The organism is Variovorax paradoxus EPS (assembly GCF_000184745.1).
GTDB classification, from domain to species: Bacteria; Pseudomonadota; Gammaproteobacteria; order Burkholderiales; family Burkholderiaceae_C; genus Variovorax; species Variovorax paradoxus_C.
This window is the reverse complement of record NC_014931.1, coordinates 6,001,232-6,018,603: the sequence shown is the minus strand read 5'-3', so window position 1 is coordinate 6,018,603 and position 17,372 is coordinate 6,001,232. Positions and strand designations below refer to the sequence as shown.

Below are 17,372 nucleotides of genomic sequence, written 5' to 3'. Positions count from 1 at the left end.
CCTTTCAACGAAGAAGACCGACAGAAGACAACCACCGTTCATGAGCACATCGCTGAAAACACTGATCACCAAGCTCAACGCCAGCGCACGCATGGCCACGCAGCGCGCGGCCAATCTGTGCCTGGCCAACGGCCACTACGAAGTGGACCTGGAGCACCTGTTCCTGGCGCTGCTGGAGCAGACCGACAACGACCTCGCGCGCGTGCTGCGCGCCAACCGCATCAGCGCGACCGCGATCCAGTCGGACCTGGAGCGCGAGATCCAGACCTTCAAGAACGGCAACACGCGCACGCCGGTGTTCTCGCAGCACCTGCAGCAGTTGTTTCAGCAGGCGTGGCTCCTGGCCTCGCTCGATGCGCACGTGGCGCAGATCCGCTCGGGCCACCTGCTGCTCGCGCTGTTGACCGAACCCGACCTCGCACAACTCGCGCAGCGCGGCTCGCCGCTGTTCGCGAAGATCCGCCTCGAAGACCTGAAGCACGACTTCGACAAGCTCACCGACGGTTCGAGCGAAGCGGCCGAAGCCGGCGCCTCGGGCGGTGCGGCCACGGAAGGCGACGCGCAGCAAGCGCCGGCCGATGCGCTGGCCGCGGGCGTGCCCGGCAAGACGCCCGCGCTCGACCAGTTCACCACCAACCTCACGCAGCGCGCGAAAGACGGTGCGCTCGACCCGGTGATCGGCCGCGACACCGAGATCCGCCAGGTCATCGACATCCTGATGCGCCGGCGCCAGAACAACCCCATCCTCACCGGCGAGGCCGGGGTCGGCAAGACGGCGGTGGTCGAGGGGTTGGCGTTGCGCATCGCGACAGAGGACGTGCCCGAGTCGCTGCGCGCCGTGGCGCTGCACACGCTGGACATGGGCCTTCTGCAGGCCGGCGCGAGCGTGAAGGGCGAGTTCGAGAACCGCCTGAAGAACGTGATCGCCGAAGTGAAGAAGAGCCCGCATCCGATCGTGCTCTTCATCGACGAGGCCCACACGATGATCGGCGCGGGCGGCCAGGCCGGGCAGAGCGATGCGGCCAACCTGCTCAAGCCCGCGCTCGCGCGCGGCGAACTGCGCACCATCGCCGCCACGACCTGGGGCGAATACAAGAAATACTTCGAGAAGGACGCGGCGCTCGCGCGGCGCTTCCAGGTCGTGAAGGTCGAGGAGCCCAGCGAAACGCTGGCTGCCGCCATGCTGCGCGGCATGGTGCCGCTGATGGAAAAGCACTTCAACATCCGCGTGCTCGACGAAGCCATCACCGAGGCGGTGCGCCTGTCGCACCGCTACATCAGCGGCCGCCAGCTGCCCGACAAGGCGGTGAGCGTGCTCGACACCGCGTGCGCGAAAGTGGCGCTCGGCCAGAGCGCGACGCCGGCGCTGATCGAGGAAGCGAATCGCGGCCTCGAACGTATCGAGGCCGAGAGTGCCGCGCTGGTGCGCGACACCGCGGCCGGCGGGCGCCATGAAGTGCGGCTGGCCGAACTGGCGGAAAAGAAGAGCGCGCTGCAGGCCGAGCTTGCTGCGAGCCAGCAGCGCCTTGCCGAAGAGAACGCGCTGGTCGAACGCATCCGTGCACTGCGCGCGCAACGCGACGAGTCGGCTGCACAGCCCGAGGCTGCACCCGCAGAGAAGGCCCCCGCACGTGCCGCGAGCCGCAAGAAATCCGCGACCAGTGCGGACCCCGAACGCGACCAACTCGATGCCCTGCTCGCCGAGCTGCGCGCGCTGCAAGGCACCACGCCGATGGTTCCACTGCAGGTCGACGGCCACGTCGTCGCCGAGATCGTCTCGGCCTGGACCGGCGTGCCGCTCGGCCGCATGGTCAAGGACGAAATCAAGACCGTGCGCGCCCTCGATACGCTGCTGGCCGAACGCGTGATCGGCCAGGACCACGCGCTCGCCGCCGTCGCCCAGCGCGTGCGCACCGCCAGCGCGCGCCTGGAAGACCCCAACAAGCCGCGCGGCGTGTTCATGTTCGTCGGCCCCTCGGGCGTGGGCAAGACCGAGACCGCGCTCGCGTTGGCCGACATCCTCTACGGCGGCGAGAAGAAGCTCATCACCATCAACATGAGCGAGTACCAGGAGGCGCACAGCGTCTCGGGCCTGAAGGGATCGCCGCCCGGCTACGTGGGTTATGGCGAAGGCGGCGTGCTCACCGAAGCCGTGCGCCGCCAGCCTTACAGCGTGGTGCTGCTCGACGAAGTCGAGAAGGCGCACCCCGATGTGCTGGAGATGTTCTTCCAGGTGTTCGACAAAGGGATGATGGACGACGCCGAGGGCCGCGAGATCGACTTTCGCAACACGCTGATCATCCTCACCTCGAACATCGGCTCGTCGCAGATCATGCAGGCGTGCCTGAACAAGGCCGACGACGAGCGCCCCGCGCCCGACGCGCTGGCCGATGCGCTGCGCCCCGTGCTCATGAAGGCCTTCAAGCCGGCCTTTCTCGGCCGCATGAAAGTGGCGCCGTTCTATCCGATCACCGATGCGGTGCTCGAACAGATCATCGCGCTCAAGCTGGGCCGCATCCGCGACCGCATCGCGACCAACCACAAGGCAGTGTTCGAGTGGGACGACGCGCTGGTGGAGGCCGTGCTTGCGCGCTGCACCGAGGTCGATTCGGGCGCGCGCAACGTCGATCACATCCTGAACGGCACGCTCCTGCCCGAGATCGCGGAAGCGGTGCTCACGCGCATGGCGGACGAGACGCCGCTCGCGAAGATCAAGGCGAGCTGCGCCAAGAGCGGCGAGTTCCGCTACAGGATCAGCTAGGCGCTGCGGCGGTTCGGGTCAAAGGGGGAACAGAACAATGACGACCTTCTCAACGGCTTCGCTTGGTGGCTTGCTGCGTGCACGCACGACGCAGCAGGATCGCCTGCTGGTGCTGCACACGCCGCTGGGTGCCAACAAGCTGCTGGCCGAGCGCTTTGATGGCGTGGAGTCTTTGGACGATGGCGGCTTCCGCTTCGAACTCACCGCGTTGAGCGACGACGCGCACATCGAACTCAAGACGTTGATGGGGCAGGGCGTGCGTCTTGATCTGCAGACCGCGCAAAGCCGTACCGAACTGCGCCCCTTCCACGGGTACGTGACCGAGGCCGAATGTGTTGCGAGCAACGGCGGCATGGCCCGCTATCGCATCGTCATCGAACCCTGGCTCGCATTCCTGCGCCTACGCCAGGACAGTTGCCTCTTCCAGCACCAAAGCGTGTTCGACATCGTCGATGCCGTGTTCACGCGGTACCAAAGCCAGGGCAAGCTGGCCGTGCAATGGCGCTGGGAGATTGCCCAGCGGGACATCTATCCCGTGCGCGGCATCACCACCCAGTACCACGAGAGCGATTTCGATTTCGTTGCGCGGCTGCTCGCCGAAGAAGGCCTGTGCTACTGGTTCGAACACGCCACCGGCAAGGACGGCGACCTGGGCAGCCACACTCTCGTCATCGCCGACCACAACGGCGCCTTCCGCGCGAACACGCAAGCCACCATCCGCTTTCACCGCGCCGACGCGAGCGAGCGCGAAGACACCATCCAGCAATGGCGCGGCAGTCGCCAATTGCAGACCAACAGCCTCGCGCAGCAGAGCTGGGACTACAAGAGCGTGAGCGCCAGGCCCGTGCAGCAGCAAAGCCGCGGCGCAGGCCACCGCACCCTGCAGTGGAGCGACGACCCCGGTGCCTACGGTTGGGAGACCTCCGCCCAAGGCGAACGGCTGTTGTCCAACGCCTTGCAAGCCTTGGAGCTGCGCAACAAACGCTTCGAAGGCCAGAGCGCCGTGCGCAGCCTCGCACCCGCCACCACCTTCACGCTGAGCGGCCACGAGCAGCACGACAAGGACGGAGAAGAAGACCGCCGCTTCGCTGTGCTGGCCGTGCGCCACATCGCGCGCAACAACTTCGACGAAGCCTTGAAGGCCGGTGTCGGTGATCGCCTCGGACTGCCCGACATCGCCGCCGTGTTCGATGCATCGGAGGACAGCGGCAATGCCGCAGCCAAGCCCGACACGGTCACTCACTACCGCAACGACTTCACGACAGTGCGCGCGGCCATTCCCTATCGCCCGCTGAGCATGGACGGCCACGGCCAGCGCATTCACCCCAAGCCCAGCGTGCACGGCAGCCAGAGCGCCATCGTGATTGGCGTGGGTGAGAACGCTCCCGTGCACACCGACCGCGACCACCGCGTCAAGGTGCAGTTCCACTGGCAGCGTGGCAGCGGCTCCAGCGCAAGACAACCCCGCCCCGACGGCCAGGACAATGCGCCCGCCGCGGATCGATTGGGCGCCTGGGTGCGCGTGGCCGCCAGCGCTGCGGGCGACAACTGGGGCCAGGTCACGCTGCCGCGTGTGGGGCAGGAGGTGCTGGTCGAATTCCACCATGGCGACATCGACCGCCCCGTCGTCGTTGCGGCCCTCTACAACGGTGCTGGGCAGATCGATGCCCAGCACAACGAGAAGTCCGCAGGCGCGGCGCAGTCCACAGGCAACGCCCCCGCCTGGTTCGCGGGTGAAGGCAAGGAAGCCAAGGAGCACGCGCACAACGCCGTCTTCTCGGGCATCAAGACCCAGGAGTTGAGTGCCAGCCAGAGCGGTGATGGCGGCTACAACCAGCTGGTCTTCGACGACACGCCTGGGCAGGGCAGCACGAGCCTCGCGACCACGCAGGCCATGAGCCGGCTGCACCTGGGGCACCACAAGCAGCAGGACGACAACGCGCGCGGCAAGGCGCGGGGGCATGGAGCGGAGCTGGCGACCACCGCACAGGGTGCCATCCGGGCCGGATCTGGATTGCTCGTGAGCGCGCATGCGCAGCAGAACGCCAAGGGTGCGTTCATGGCCAGTCGCGAGGCGCAGCAGCAGACGAAGCAGGCCGAAGAGCTGGCCACTTCACTCGCGAAGAGTGCGCAGACGCAGAAGGCGCAGCTCAAAGGTGAAGAGGCGCCGGACAAGCTGCCGGCCATCGAGGCACTGAAGCACGTGGCCGAGGTGCTCGGGGCGACGCAGGAGGGCGCGTCAGCAAGCGGAGTAAACGGCAGCGGCGGCGACATCAAAGCCACCGAAGGCGGGCAGGGCAGCGTCACTGCATACAGCGAGCCGCACCTGCAGTTCAGCGCGCCCATGGGCATCGGCTTCGTCACGCCGAAGGAGGCGATTGCGGTGAGCGGCAAGAACACCGCCATCGTCGCCAACCAGGACATCGACTTGCCCGCGCAGGGGCAGATCGCGGTGAGCGTAGCCAAGGGGGTGAGCCTGTACACCGTGGGTGCGAAAGCCGGAGAAGGCGGCGAGCCGAATCAGGAGCGCGGCATCGCGCTGCACGCAGCCAGCGGCAGCGTGACGCTGCAGAGCCAAAAGGGGGCCACGAAGATCGCGGCCGACAAGAAGGTCACGATCGCCAGCACGACGAAGAACGTCGATGTGGAGGCGCCCAAACACGTGCTGCTGACAAGCGCCGGGGCCTACATCAAGCTCGAGGGCTCGAGCATCAAGATCCATGCGCCGGGGAAGGTGACGTTCAGGGGGATGCACAACTTCGTCGGGCCGCAAGGGGACAGCAGCAGCAACGCGCTCTCCGGCAGTGACCAGCAACCCTGCCCCAAACAAGACGACGCCGCGGCCAGCGGCGCCGTCGCCTTTTGAGACAGCGCCATGCTCGAACGCCTTGCCAGGCAACTGGGTGAATCATTGCAGCAGGACGAGACACTCTCGGCCTACGTGCTGATCGACCCGATCTTGCGCGAACCCTTTACCGACGATTGGCTGGAGGCGGAGTCGCGCCACACATGGCCTGTCCCTGTTCGCCATCCGCTGCTCAAGGAGGGGCAACTCCCCCGCCTGATCCATCTGCATCCGCATGACACCCGATTGCTCGAAGCCAGTCTGGCACAGGCGGTAGACGAACAAGCCGATCCAGATTCCGAGCGCACGCAGGGATTCGCGTTCGGCGGATGGTTGTTGACTGCCGCGCCGGCGGATGCGCTTGTCCGCCACCTTGCACGCGTCATGCAAGGTGGGTTCTGGGGGCAACCCAGTTCGCAGCTCATCCGCTGGGCAGATCGCAGGGTCATGCAGTGGATGTGGCCTGTACTCACGCCAGCACAGCAGGCGAGCCTTCTCGGCCCGGTGCAACATTGGTGGAGCCTCGACAGATGCGCGCAGTTGGTGCTTTTTCAGTCCGTTGCCAGTCCGGACCCGGAGGCGGTCCGGTTCAGCGCGGACCAATGGAGGCATGCGCTCAAGAGCGAAACGGTGCATGACCTCTTGCGCGGCTGGCAGCGCTTTGCCGATGTGTTGCCAGCCGACCACCTGCAGCAAGCGTCACGGGCGGCAGATGCGGTTGTTGCTGCGGGAGTGCTCAATCGACAGGACCGGGTTCTGCTGGGCGCCTACGTCCTGCAGGTTCACCCCGACCTGACGACACACCCGACCGTGCGCAGGGCCATCGAGCGAGCCATCGAAGGCGATGCATCGCTCGCAGAGGCGCTCGATGACATTCCCGACCCTCAAGGCTGGGATGCCATCCGGGCCGAGCTCGACCTGGTGTTCGGACCGACATCCACCATTCAACAGACCGCACAGGGAGAACACCTTGGCTAGCACCATGGCCCTCAATTCCTACTCGGCGGCGGCCAACAAGGCTGCCGCCAACACGCCTGCCTGCGTCTCAGGAGGTTGCCCGGCCTGCGAAAAAGTCGGCCTCCCGATGCTTCTGGTGCGTGCCGGTGTAGCCGACAAGTCATATGCACAGGACGCGGCGCGCACCGCAGCGACCCGGGTGCTGATGGAATCCAAGGTCCCCGCGCCGCACCTGCCAACGTCTGGACATGTCGCCAGAACGCTGCGCCCCGGCTATGTCATTGCCTACTACGAGAAGTCGCACACCCCCACCCTGAAGAGCCAACGCGGCTGGGAAGCCTTCAAGGTGCATGAAGGCGGCTATCTCACCCCGCACCCTCTCGAAGGCTCGGCCTCGGGCAAGGAAGAAGAGGCTTTTTCCTGCAGGCGAACCGCCGCGTACGCCAGCGCGATGCTGTTCGTGATCCAGGACGCCAGGAACGCCGGCAAGGTCTGGGTGGCCTATAGCGACCATCTCTGGAGTCCGGAGGTCCGGCATCTGTACGGGAACGACAAGACGCTGCGCCGCAAGCGAATGACCAAGATCGATGCGTCCGATGCATCGTGCAGTCAATCGCTGCCGTTGACCGGCAAACTGGTGCAGACCGCGGTGGCTGACTACGATCCCGCTCGCCCTGCATCGGCATTTCGCGGCAACCCGTTTGCACCGCTGCCCGGTTCTGCCAAGCCGGGCGTGCCTCACGCGCGTCCTGAAACGGCCGGCAACCTGCATACGGAGGCCCAGCGAATCCTGGAGGCCGGCAACAACGCAAGCAAGAAAAAGCCTTACTCGCCCGACGACGTCATGCTCGTCGGGCTGATCGACCCGATCGGAGCTACAGCGGAAACCGCCCAACGCCGCATCACGCTGTGCAACGATGCCGCCGAATGGGTTGTCACGCAGGCTTCCGGCTACCAGAAGCTGCAAACGGGACTGACCATCGAAGGGCTTCTCAAGCGTGCGGACGAGCAGGCGCAGGCGCGCAAGGCGCCGTTGAGCGATCCGCAGTACGCCGGCCTGAATGGCAAGGAGGTCAGTGAAAAGGAATTCAAGGACTTGACGGCGGCAGGAAAGCTGCCGCCCGAAGCAACCCTGGAGCCCAAGTACGAATACAACCCCTACGACGTCAACGGTGACGGCCGCACCCGCGTGTATGGGCGCGGCATCATTTCCTTTCCCAGCGCATCGCAGATCGACCGGCAAGCCACCAGCCTGAAGGAAGACATTCTGGACGGCGTCACTGGGGGCAAGCGCAGACCCGCACACCGCACCTTCCTGGACAGCTACAAGGCCAAGATCAAGGAAGACCGGCAACGCCTTGAACGTCTGGAACTGGACTACCAGGTCTGGCTGCAGTCCGAGCAGCGGAAACTGATCACCAGCTTCGACTTCGACGAGACGACACCCAGCGACGGCATCTTCTATGCCGTCGCGGTAGGCATGTGCACCCATGGCGGGCCGATCACGGACAAGGGCACCGAGTGGTTCAAGGATTTCCTGCTCAACGACCCCAATGACAAGGAGACATTGCTGGTGCGGTCGTTGCTGGGCAACCAGAAGTCGGCCTTCGAGAGCTTCCATGACGCCTTCAAGCCCACCAAGGTCCACAAGGAAATCAAGAACCTGTTCAAGCTGATCGAGGAAATCGAGAAAGCCGTCGCCGCAGGCACGCCATTGCCGGCCGGCGACAAGGCGCTGCTCCGTGCCTTGCCCCAGATACGCTGGCTCGCCCAGCAATTGCCGCTGCTGAAGAACCTGGCATCCACCTATGGCCATTTGACCCTGACCGTCGTTGGCGCAACCTCCATGGCGCTGGACAAGCTCCAGCAGCTGCCGGCGCCTGTGCGCGACAAACTGCAAACGCTGACCGAATCGATCACCAACACGCTGGGCAAGGCCGTCGGCGTGACCGTGCACAAGGTCAGCATCTCGCTGGACAAGGCAGCCGCCTACTGGCGCCAGCAGATGGGGATGGTGCGGGGCCTGGCGCAGCGCGCCGCGGATGCGGCAGACAGCAAGCAGGTCAAGAGCCTCGTCCTGGGCGGTGCCATGTGGTTCAGCGTCGGCGGCAAGCCCGGCACGGCCAACACGTTGATCGACGTCTACGTCGCCGTGCGCCAGGGTACCGCCGCCGTGCCGGGGGCGGTGGATGCGGCCACCGCGGCCGGTGCCAAGGCCGGCTCTAACGCGCGAGCAGCGGTGGGTGCGTCGGCCGACGCCGTGGCAGATCTCGCTCGTCGCTTCGGGAAGACGGGCGCCGATGTCATGCGCGAGAGCATCGCCGTATTCAAGCAGGGCAGTGCGACGTTTTCCGCGGCCGGCGCACTGCTGCAGGTGTTTTCCATCAGCAAGACCTGGCACACGCTTGAAACGGGGACGCAGGAAGAGCGCACCTACGCCAGCATCACTTTGCTGACGACAGGGCTGGGGGTGACCGGAGCGCTGCTGGAAATCAGCGAGGCGTATGCGAAGCAACTAGGCAAAACAGCGTCGGCGCTGGGGTTGAAGCTGGTGGCGGGGAGTGCATCGGCGATATCGCTTCTATTCGACGCCGTGGGTGCCTTTTTGCGATTTAGAAATGAAAAGGAAAAAGGAGATTCTGATTCATCGGCCGCATATCTTGTTCAAAGTCTATTCTTCGTCGGTGCGGCATTCGCCGGTGGAATGTATGTGGCTTCGACTGCGGGTTGGATCACGGGAACCATTGCGGCAGGGTGGGGGCTGTCCTGGACGGGTTGGGGGTTGTTGCTTCTCGGACTCGGATTGATCGCCGGTTATGTAGCCATGTTGCTGAACGATGCTCCAACTGTCGAATGGGTGAAGCGCAGCATCTGGGGCGATGCAAGCGACAAATGGGGGAATTTGCAGAAGGAGCAAAATGAACTCAACAAGGTATTGCTTGGTGTTCGAGTTGATTTTTATGCGGGAATCAAAACGACTTTGCAAGGAGGCGTCGTTGGCCTGGGCGCCCCGATCATGATGAATGTTCCCACGAATACATACGAAGCGTGGACGCGCCTGTTCATTCCGGTTCAGTTGCGTGAGCTGGTGAAATACGAACTCGGATTTTCAGTGGTCGGTACGGAAAATCAACGAAAAAAGTGGAAGTTCAACGCAGAGGGCAAGATCATCGAGGGACCGAATACGACATTATTTCCGCTGGAAATCAATGACGAATCGATCACTCACCGGGTGGAAATGCCCCGCGACGCGCTGAACAGTATCCAGGGCAACGTCAAGATTTGGGATGCCCCCGAAGAGGGCGAGCTCATTGTCGATGAGTCACTCGTCAAATAACAGATATGAGTCGTGAAAATAATCCGGACTACGATATTCGGCTGCCGCAATGGAATGCGCCAGATCCGCAGTTCGAATTTGGCGAGCAATTCCAAAAGAAAACCCTGTTGGGAGGTAAAGCTCCCTGGCGTATTTCTCTGCGTGAAAAAAAAGAACCTGTGCATGGAAAGGCGGATTCGTGCGATTCCTTGTTGAACATTCATTCGAATGCCATTGTCGTGGGTGCTCCAGCGGGCACGACTGAAATTACCTTCATGATGGGGTTGTATGCAATTCTCATTGGATTTGCTGCCTGCATGTTTGGATGGGGGGCTTTTGAATCCATCAGGGATTTGGATCCGGAAAAGTCGGGTTATTTATTGAATTCTTCGATTGCAATTGTTTTGACAATTGCATCGATTTTCTTTCTTGTTGCGGCAGCCTTTTTCTTCAGAATCGGATTTCTTACTCCTCGCGATCTCCCGGTTCTTTTCAACCGAAAGACCAGGGAGGTTTCATTCTTTACCGTCATTCCGATGAAATTCTGGAAATTCTGGCAGCGTGCCGGCGTCGGCGAAATAAAGACCTATCGATGGGACGACGCCTATGCGCGCAGCTATCAACTCACCGAATTGACGGGCGAAGCGGCGCGCTCTACCTATCTGCTGGCGCTTTTGTGGGGCGACCCCAGCCAACCCAGGCAATGCAAGGAGATCGTGACCATTGGCTACAAGGGTTGGTGGGAGGATGAATTGCTCTGGCGCCTGTATGAGCACATTCGACGCTACATGGAAGAAGGCGGCCCGCCGATCCAGCCGGGCGAGAGCTTGCGGCGCTCGGGAACAGGCAAGTTGCCGCAATTTCCGCCGGAGGTCATCGCCGCTGCCGGAGGGCCGGCCTTGAGCGAAGAAGAGGTGCGCCGGTTGGCGAGCATTCGCGAATGACGGACTCCTGCCAGTCGAAGACCCAACGGATCCACGCAGCTTTTCCGAACTGAGCTCTCAGCCAACAGGACACAAAGATCATGCAAGGCAAGAAATCGAACGAAGACCGGCCTTGCCGGCAATGACACCAGGGAGGTGGTTATCCATGTCATCAGACACATCAAACAGCTTCATGCCGACCTATGGCGCAACGCCATGGACGTCCGAAGGCCTGAACGTTGCGCGCCTCTCCGAACAGGCGCGGCTCATCAAGCTGCAATTGCCCCAAGCGGCACCGCAGAACGCCGTCGTCGTCGAGCGCTTCACCGCCACCGAAGGCATCAACGAACTCTTCGCCTTCACCATCGACACCCTCGCCACGTCGAGCGAGTTCGATCCCTTCGCGCTGATCGGCGAGGAGCTGAGCCTGCGCCTGCTGCTCGCCAACGGCAGCTTCCGCACCTGGCACGGCTACCTCACGGCGGTCGACGCGCTGGGCGGCGATGGCGGCCTCGCGCGCTACCGGCTGCACCTGCAGCCCTGGCTCGCCGCGCTCGGCCTGCGTCGCGACAGCTTCGTGTACGCCGCCAAGAGCGTGCAGGACATCGTGAGCGAGGTGTTCGCCGATCACACCACCGCCACCTTCACCTTCGAAGTCGCCCAAGAGTTGCCCGTGCGGCCGACCTGCGTGCAGTACCGCGAGTCGGACCTCGCCTTCGTGATGCGTCTGCTCACGGAGGAGGGTTTGAGCTTTCGCTTCGAGCACGAGCAGACGAAAGATGGCGAGAGCGGCGGCGCCAATAACAACGGCAACAACAACACGACGCCATCGCACCATCGCCTGGTGATCTTTGATCGCGAAGCGAAGTCGCCCGATTGCGCACTGCCCGAGATCCGCTTCCACCGCGTCGACGCCACCGAGCAGCAGGACGCGATCACCGCATGGAGCAGCAAGCGCCAGCTCGTCAGCAACGCCGTGACGCTGAACGCGTGGGATGCCAGCGTGCTGCAGGCGCCCACCGGCTCGACGCAGAGCGCGCTCGCCATGGGCGACGTGCCTGTGCTGGAGCACTACGACGGCGCGGGCTCCCAGCGCTACGCCAACAACGCCGCCGCCGCGCGGCGCGCCGAGAACCAGCTGGTGGCGTTCGAGTCGCGCATCAAGCGCTACAGCGCCGGGGGCAGCGTGCGGCAGCTGGGCGCCGGCGAGCGCTTCACGCTCACGCAGCACGACCGCTACGAGGGCCAGAAATTCGTCACGCTGCGCGTGCGCCACGAAGCCGCCAACAACCTCGGCGCGCAGGCCGCGCAGGTGCTCGAGGCCGGCGAGCTCGAGAAGGGCAGCTATCGCAACAGCTTCGAGGCGCAGCCAGCCGAAGCGCAGATCGCGCCGATCTGGCGGCCCAAGCCCACGGCGCCCGAGGCGATGGTCGCACTCGTGGTCGGCGCTGATGACGACGAGGTGCCGACGGCGGTTCACACGCAGCGCGATCACCGCGTGCAGGTGCGCTTTCATTGGCAGGCGCAGCGGGCGGCAGCGCAACAGCAGTCGGGGCAGAGCGGGCAAGGCAGTCTTGTCGCGGCGGGCCGGCATGCGAGCAATCGCCAGTCGGTATGGCTGCGCGTGGCCGCGCCGGTGGCCGGGCCGAACTGGGGCGCGCACCATCTGCCGCGCGTCGGCTCGGAGGTGCTGGTGTCGTTCATCGAAGGCGACATCGACCGGCCAGTGGTGAGCCAGCAGCTCTACAACGGACAGGATCTGCCGCCATGGTCCGCAGGCACCGATTCGTCGGCCAACCACGCGGGCGTGCTCTCGGGCTGGCACAGCCGTGCGCTCGACGGCAGCGGCTACAACCAATGGATCGCGGACGACGCGCCCGGGCAGGTGCGCACGCGCCTCGCCAGTTCGCATGCGACGAGCCAGCTGAACCTGGGGCATCTCAACGCGCAATCGCCCGACGAGAGCAATCGCGGTGCGTGGCGTGGCAGCGGTGCCGAACTGCGCTCGGATGCGTGGGTCGTCACGCGCGCTGGCGAAGGGCTCTTGATTTCGACGCTGGCGCAGGAGCGGGCCGCTGGCAGCGTGCAGGACACTGCGAGCGTGCGCGGTCAGTTGGCCGGTGCGTTGCGCGAGGCGCAGAACCTGTCGGATGCCGCCGGTGGCGCCAAGGCACTGGCATTGAATGCGACGGCATTGCTGCAGCCGCTCATCGACGACATCGATCCGCAGAAGAACGGGCACTACCCCGGCAGCGTCAATGGTCAGGACGCGAAGGAGCCAAAGGGCGGCGAGGGGGCAGATTCACGTCAAGGTCAGGACCCGGTGCCAGCCTTCGCTCGGCCACTCATGGTGCTGGACGCGAACATGAGCCTGAACATGGCCACGCCCGCGAGCGCGACGGTGTATGCGGGCGAGGCGATCCACTGGACCGCGCAGGAGCAGGCGCACATGGCGGCGGGCAAGACGGTGAGTTTTGCGGCGGGCAAGTCGGTGGGGCTCTACAGCCACGAAGGCGGCATCCAGGTCATCGCGCAGGAGGGGCCGGTGAGCGTGCAGGCGCATACCGATGAACTCGAATGGCTCGCGAAGGAGGGCTTCACGGTCACGAGCAGCAACGACGAGATCCACGTGCTGGCCAAGCAGAAGATCACGCTCAAGGGCGGGCAGACGAGCATCGAGCTGGATGGGGCGAACATCACGTTGAAGATGCCGGGGCTCTTGGATGTGAAGGGGGCGAGCAAGAGTTTTGTGGGGCCGAAGGGGAGCCCGGCGGAGTTGCCACTCTTGCCTACCGGGGCAATCAACGAAGCCCAGCATTTCATCGAGTTGAATCACCACTATGACGATCTGGAGCCCGTCAAAGGTGCGGCCTACAAGCTGATCTTCGACAACGGCGCGGTTATCCGCGGAAAGGTCGATGACAACGGATTCGCGCGCCATGACGGCGTGCCGCCGGGATCGGCGAAAGTCGTCTGGGGCGAGGACGAGCGCAAGTGGGACGGCGAATCGAAGCGACCGAATGACCGCTTCGGTGCGGCCACGGATGCCGATGCGGCCATTGCACTGGTGAAAGGGTTGATGTCGTGATTCCACGCACCATTCCGATCCAGCAGGTCAAGCCGAACCTGTCGGATGCCGTTCGCATGGCGGTGGGGGAGATCGAGCGCTTTCTCGGCCTTTTCTATCCCGCGGAGGCCATTCGGCAAACGAATGCGGCCAAGGCAGTTGCGGGGCAGTGGCTGTCGCGGGTCAAGGGCTTTCACAACGACGATGACTTTCTGCATCTGACGCGTGACTTTCTCAACTACATGCTGAGCGGCGGCGAACGCTCGCAAGTCGCCGATCAATTGGGCTGGTACTTCGGCGGTTTCATGCCTAGCTACGGCGCGGCCTGCACATTGATGCAGATGGCCGCTCAAGGGCAACCCTGGAGCGAGTTGCAGGCCTTCATGCACAGTCAGAGCTATGGCGATGCGCGCCATTATGTGGAGTCCTTCGACTGGGGTGGCGCCAAGACGAAGGCGCAAAGCGAGATAAAGGCCTGGGTGGACATCGTGCAGGCGCAGGACAAGGCGTTGCAGGAAGCCGCCTGGGGCGAGCCGGTGCTGCTGGCGCAGGCCAACCCGATGCCTGCGCCGCCAGGCGGGCCGATCACGGACGTGCCGGCCAATGATCCGCGCATTCCACGGCCCAAGCCCAATCTGCGGTTGGTGCCGCCGCCCATACCCCCGGCTGGTGCGCAGACGGCAGAAAAGAGTTTGCTGCGTTACTTGCTGCGCTACCCCTGGCTCATCGTACTGGTCCCATTGATGATCCCCGGTGACACACCCAGACGCTCGCCAGCCCCGGCGCCGGAAGTACCCCCGGTGGATCCTCAAGGCGGTGCCACGCCCCAGCCCACCCCGCAAGACGCGCCCACGCAGATCGTTGTGCCGTCGGACGAGCCCAAGCCACTGGCCGACACCGACACAACCAACAACCGCTGCAAGGCGCAGAAGGAAGAGAATCAGAAAAACGGCGCTGAATGCGAGAACGACGGCTACGTGCTGATGGAGCAGGCGCTGCTTTACAAGCGCTTGGTCGATCCACCCAAGGGGCGCGGGCTCGATGGGCTATTCGAGAAGCACGAACCCGGCGACCAGCCCAACCCGATGCCCACACAGGTGACGCAGCCCAAGCCGGGCAAGCTGGTCTTCATCCCGCCAAACGCCAAGCCGCCACAGACCAGCTACGACTTTGCGGGCAAGCCGCCGCGGAGCACTTATCCGAAGTTCGTGGTGTTCGAGGCCAAGAACATCGCTAAGGCGTTCGATGAAAAGGACATCGAAGGGATCAAGGATGAGACGAAGAATCGGCTGAAGAATACTTGTGATGGGCGGCAGATGGGGGCCGACTGGACGGAGCCGCGCATTCCACAGGCGTTGAATAGGCAATACCCAAAGGCCGCCAACAGGGACTTTCGGCAGGCGAAAGCTGAGCATATAGAGGACGCAGGTTACGCCCGTTGGATTTTCGTCTGCTTGCCTGGCCCTGTTGGGAGCAACGCAAAGCTGTACGTGCTCATTGATGTGATCGCATCAGGGATGGACTTGGAAAGTACGAGACCAAAGCCGCGCAAAAGCCCAGGAAGCGCTGGCGGCAATATCTGAAAGGGCACACTACAACATGGCATTCAAGGACATGCGACGACAAAAATTCCTGAGCGAGTCGCACGCAAATGAACGGGATGACGATCTGACATTCGGAATTCGACGCTATACCGAAAGGGTTGGCAACCCGGATCTCCGCGAGGAGGCACGACGCAAATCCGCTTGGATGGCCGCAACGTATTCGCTCGAGCTCGTTATCCTCCGCTACACCGCTGGCCGCCCTATCGAAGAGTTGTCGCGTGAACTCCCCTCCGTCATCGAAGCTTTCGACCGCTACGTACCGTTCAACAAACCGCGCCCCAACGAAGCCCGCTCTCTCGAAATCACCCAGATCGAGGCATACGTCTATGTGACGTGGCTGCTGGCCCTGTGCAAACTGCTGGGCCATGCCGAGTCGGTTCCCAAGGTGCTGGCTTGGCTGGACATTGGCCGCGAATTCAGCCGGGGCCGTGACACCCTCTTCGAACAGATCGTGGGCAAGCTTACGGGCGCGATGGAAGACCCGGGGCGCTACATCCTGCACCTTGCGCCTTACGCCCCGTTGGGTAAGGCCGTGATCGCAGAGCATGCCGACGATCGCCCCGCATTGGTCAAGGAATTCCTGGACGGTTGGTACAAGGGCCTGAAGGAGTGCTACTGGCACGGCACTCACACAGATCAAATTGGCTATTTCGGCTACTGGGCCTTCGAAGCTGCGCTTGTTACGGTGCTCTGGGATATCGACGACAGCAGCTATCGAGACCACTTGGTCTACCCGAAGGACCTTGTCGATTGGGCTCGCGACCATCGAACGGAAGCTGTGCCGTCAGGCCCGAGTCGTACGCCGGGAGGGCAGGCGTGCCCGCAGGCCGGCTGGTGGTTCACGCCTGCATTGAAGGGAAGCCGGCGCTATTTCAAGCACGGTGAAGTCATGCCGGTCATTGATGGCACTGACTACGGTTCGACGTTCTGGCAATGGGACGTTAACCAGTCCGCACCTAAGCTCTGAGGCTCATTTCTGCACTCTGGGGACGGCGAGGCTTGAGTTGCATGACGCCGAAGCTGCGCAAGGGATCGGCTATGGCTGAGGGCAACGCATGTTGGGACACGATATGGCATTCAAAGATGTGCGACGGCAGAGTTTTCTTGACGAGGCTCGCGCCAAGGAACGAGAAGAGGACTTGCAAGACAGGATCAATGACTTTCGGACCGAGATCGCAAATACTGCTTTGCGAGAGGGCGCGCGGGGGAGCTATGCGTGGAAAGTTGCAAGTGAGACCCTTGAACTCCTCGTCCTCCGCTACACCGCAGGCAGTCCCATCGAGAACCTGTCGCGCGAGCTTCCTTCCGTCATCGAAGCCTTCGACCGATACATCCCTTTCGACAATCCGCGTCCCAGCGAAGCTCGCACCCTCACCGTTACGCAGCTCGAGGCGTACGTCTATGTCATGTGGCTGCTGGCCTTGTGCAAGCTGCTGGGCCATGCCGAGTTGGTGCCCAAAGTTCTGAGTTGGCTGGACATTTCCCGTGAATTCAGCCGGGGCCGCGATGGCCTGTTCGAGTCGGTGGTCGAGCGCTTGGGCCAGCCTAGGGAAGCCACTGAGCGCGTGTTGCTGCACCCAGTGCCCTACAAACCTCTGGCCAAGACCACCGTTGCTGTCCTGGAGGACCGCCCCGCCTTGGTCAAGGAGTTTTTTGGACGGTTGGTACAAGGGACTGAAGGGGTGCTACTGGCACGACACGCACACCGACCAAGAAGGGTCGTCGTACTTCGGCTACTGGGCTTTCGAGGCCGCATTGGTCACAGTGCTGTGGGACATCGACGACCAGAGTTATCGGGACCACTTGGTCTATCCGAAGGATCTGGCAGATTGGGTGCGCGCGAATCAAACGAGCGCGTGACCGGATGCAGGCTCGGCTGGCGGGCGTCTGTCTGAATGC

General features: G+C 63.4%; 9 protein-coding genes and 1 pseudogene. All 10 read left to right on the top strand.

Features of this window, described 5'->3' with window-relative positions:
* The first annotated feature begins 40 nt into the window (after positions 1-40).
* The 10 genes and pseudogenes from tssH (at position 41) to VARPA_RS31775 (ending at position 17,333) form a co-directional block, all read left to right on the top strand.
* Positions 41-2,761 carry a type VI secretion system ATPase TssH gene (gene tssH, locus VARPA_RS27605; RefSeq protein WP_013543884.1) on the top strand — a complete coding sequence of 907 codons (2,721 nt, stop codon included), beginning with the start codon at positions 41-43 and terminating at the stop codon, positions 2,759-2,761.
* Between the two features lie 37 nt (positions 2,762-2,798).
* Complete coding sequence (locus VARPA_RS27600) at positions 2,799-5,627, top strand: type VI secretion system Vgr family protein (RefSeq protein WP_013543883.1); 2,829 nt, start codon at positions 2,799-2,801, stop codon at positions 5,625-5,627.
* A 9-nt stretch (positions 5,628-5,636) separates the two neighbouring features.
* Complete coding sequence (locus VARPA_RS27595; protein WP_013543882.1) at positions 5,637-6,584, top strand: DUF4123 domain-containing protein; 948 nt, start codon at positions 5,637-5,639, stop codon at positions 6,582-6,584.
* Between the two features lie 4 nt (positions 6,585-6,588).
* Positions 6,589-9,900: a T6SS effector BTH_I2691 family protein gene (locus VARPA_RS30350; RefSeq protein WP_013543881.1), complete on the top strand. Its 3,312-nt coding sequence runs from the start codon at positions 6,589-6,591 to the stop codon at positions 9,898-9,900.
* Positions 9,901-9,905: 5 nt separating this feature from the next.
* Positions 9,906-10,823 carry a DUF6708 domain-containing protein gene (locus tag VARPA_RS31785; protein WP_041943074.1) on the top strand — a complete coding sequence of 306 codons (918 nt, stop codon included), beginning with the start codon at positions 9,906-9,908 and terminating at the stop codon, positions 10,821-10,823.
* A gap of 145 nt (positions 10,824-10,968) precedes the next feature.
* Positions 10,969-13,890: a type VI secretion system Vgr family protein gene (locus VARPA_RS27580; protein WP_013543879.1), complete on the top strand. Its 2,922-nt coding sequence runs from the start codon at positions 10,969-10,971 to the stop codon at positions 13,888-13,890.
* Positions 13,887-15,452, top strand: coding sequence for a hypothetical protein (locus VARPA_RS27575; protein ID WP_013543878.1), 1,566 nt, complete (start codon positions 13,887-13,889; stop codon positions 15,450-15,452). Before VARPA_RS27580 ends, VARPA_RS27575 begins: the two co-directional genes overlap by 4 nt.
* Before the next feature lie 16 nt (positions 15,453-15,468).
* Positions 15,469-16,440 (top strand): PoNe immunity protein domain-containing protein, encoded by a 972-nt coding sequence (locus tag VARPA_RS27570; protein WP_013543877.1) that lies wholly within the window; start codon positions 15,469-15,471, stop codon positions 16,438-16,440.
* Positions 16,441-16,528: 88 nt separating this feature from the next.
* Positions 16,529-16,861, top strand: a pseudogene (locus VARPA_RS31780) (PoNe immunity protein domain-containing protein); the annotation flags it as partial.
* Between the two features lie 118 nt (positions 16,862-16,979).
* Positions 16,980-17,333, top strand: coding sequence for a PoNe immunity protein domain-containing protein (locus VARPA_RS31775; protein ID WP_234975130.1), 354 nt, complete (start codon positions 16,980-16,982; stop codon positions 17,331-17,333).
* Positions 17,334-17,372: the final 39 nt, after the last annotated feature.